The organism is Mesorhizobium sp. M0633 (genome assembly GCF_040320645.1).
Taxonomy (GTDB): Bacteria; Pseudomonadota; Alphaproteobacteria; order Rhizobiales; family Rhizobiaceae; genus Mesorhizobium.
The window spans coordinates 1-1,929 of the sequence record NZ_JAMYQC010000101.1 but is presented as its reverse complement, the minus strand read 5'-3'; the positions used below and the strand labels follow the sequence as shown (position 1 = coordinate 1,929).

Here is a 1,929-nt window from a genome sequence, read left to right as displayed (position 1 = left end):
TTGTCGCGAAAGCGTCGAAACCCGGCGGCCTGTCTCTCGCTCAAGGCCGCGATCCGCTCGGCCACCGGCTCGTCACGCCAGATCTCGACATTGGCGAGTGCTGCCGCGCAGGCAATCGGATTGGCCGTGTAGGAACTCGAGTGGAAAAACGTCTTCTTGCGCTCCTCGGAATAGTGAGCCTGGAAGATGGCATCGGTGGCGAGCGTAGCGGCCAGCGGGATTGCGCCACCGGTCAGGCCCTTCGAGGTGCACAGGATGTCTGGAGAGATGGACGCTTGCTCGCAGGCGAACATGGTTCCGGTGCGCCCCCAGCCGGTCATCACCTCATCGGCGATCAGCAGTGTGCCGGAGGCCTCAGTGATGTTTTTCAACTCGGACAGAACCCAGGCCGGATACATCAGCATGCCGCCGGCGCCAAGCACGAGCGGTTCGACGATCAGCCCGGCGGCGCGCCGGTCGCGGCTGACGGCCTCGAATCTATCCAGCGTTTCCTGCTCGCGGCCGGCGGCCGGGAAGGGAATGGTGTCGACCTCGAACAGCAAGGGTTCGTAGGCGGCGTTGAACACGCCACGGGCACCGACGCTCATCGCGCCGATCGTGTCGCCATGATAGCTGTGCTCCATGACGACGATGCGCGAGCGCGGCGCGCCGATGTTGCGGAAATAGCCGAGCGCCATCTTCAGCGCGACTTCGACGCTGGTCGAGCCGCTGTCGGAATAGAACACCCAGTCGAGTCCGGCGGGAGCGAGTCCGACAAGCGCCTTGGCCAAGCATTCGGCTGGCTCGTGCGTGAAGCCTGCAAAGATAATCTGGTCGAGGCTCGACGCGGTCGTCTCGATAGCCTTTATGATGCGCGGATGGCGGTGGCCATGCGTGACGACCCACCAGGATGAGATGGCGTCCAGGATGCGCGCGCCATTGGCTTTGTGGAGATAGGCGCCTTCAGTCAGGACGATTTCAGGGATCGCGGGCTCGAGCGCGTGCTGGGTGAAGGGATGCCACACACGGGATTGCGGCATCATCCGCCTCCGGCAATCAAAGCGAGGTCGAAGCCGGCAACCATTGCGTCCCTCAGCGTTTTGTCCGTCAGCGGATCGAGGTGCGGCAGCCTGCCGAGTTGCGGCACGTCGCCGAATTCCACGATCGTCCGTTGCGTATCGGTCATCTCATCGCCGATGAAGGCGATGCCAGCCAGCGGGATAGCGCGCGCCCGCAGGGCGTCGATCGACAGCAGGGTGTGATTGATTGTTCCGAGCGCGGTGCGGGCGCACAGAATGACCGGCAACTGCCATTGCTCGAATATGTCGATGAACCTTGTCCGGCGGTTCAGCGGCACCATCAGCCCGCCGGCGCCTTCGATGACGAGCGGTGTCGGCAGGACCGGAAACGAAAGATCGGCAGCCTCGATCGAAACGTCGTCGATTTCGGCCGAACGATGCGGCGAAAGCGGGCTCTTCAAGCGGTAGGCTTCCGGCAGCACGCGCCCCGACGGCAGCCCGGCAAGTCGCGCAACCGCCTCGCTGTCGGTCTCGCCGTCGAGGCCCGATTGCACCGGCTTCCAGTAGACACCGTCAAGCAGGCCGGCAAGCCCGGCCGAAAACACCGTCTTGCCAATTCCGGTGTCTGTTCCGGTGATGACGATGCGCTTGGTCATGTCGCCTCCGGTCATGTCTGGGCCAACACCTCGACGAGCGCCTCGAGCATGGCGGAAATGTCGGCTTCGCCGATATTGAGCGTCAGTGAGATGCGCAGCCGCGACGTGCCCTCGGGCACGGTCGGCGGACGAATGCCGCGTATGTCGAAGCCGCGGGCCTGCAGGCGCGCCGCCACTGCCATGGTGCGCCTGACATCGCCGATCACCAAGGGCTGGATCTGAGAGCCACTTGGTATCACGCCGCAGCGATCGACCAATTGGCGGCCTGCGAGGGC

2 protein-coding genes and 1 pseudogene are annotated in these 1,929 nt (G+C 64.3%); all 3 read right to left on the bottom strand.

Annotation, left to right across the window (positions count from 1 at the left end; all coding sequences use genetic code 11):
- Positions 1-1,019: adenosylmethionine--8-amino-7-oxononanoate transaminase (locus tag NKI47_RS34770; protein WP_352596323.1), on the bottom strand; the 1,019-nt coding region annotated here is incomplete at its 3' end.
- Positions 1,019-1,654, bottom strand: coding sequence for a dethiobiotin synthase (gene bioD / locus NKI47_RS34765; RefSeq protein WP_352596320.1), 636 nt, complete (start codon positions 1,652-1,654; stop codon positions 1,019-1,021). The genes bioD and NKI47_RS34770, both read right to left, overlap by 1 nt.
- An 11-nt stretch (positions 1,655-1,665) precedes the next feature.
- Positions 1,666-1,929 (bottom strand): annotated as a pseudogene (locus NKI47_RS34760) (8-amino-7-oxononanoate synthase); the annotation flags it as partial.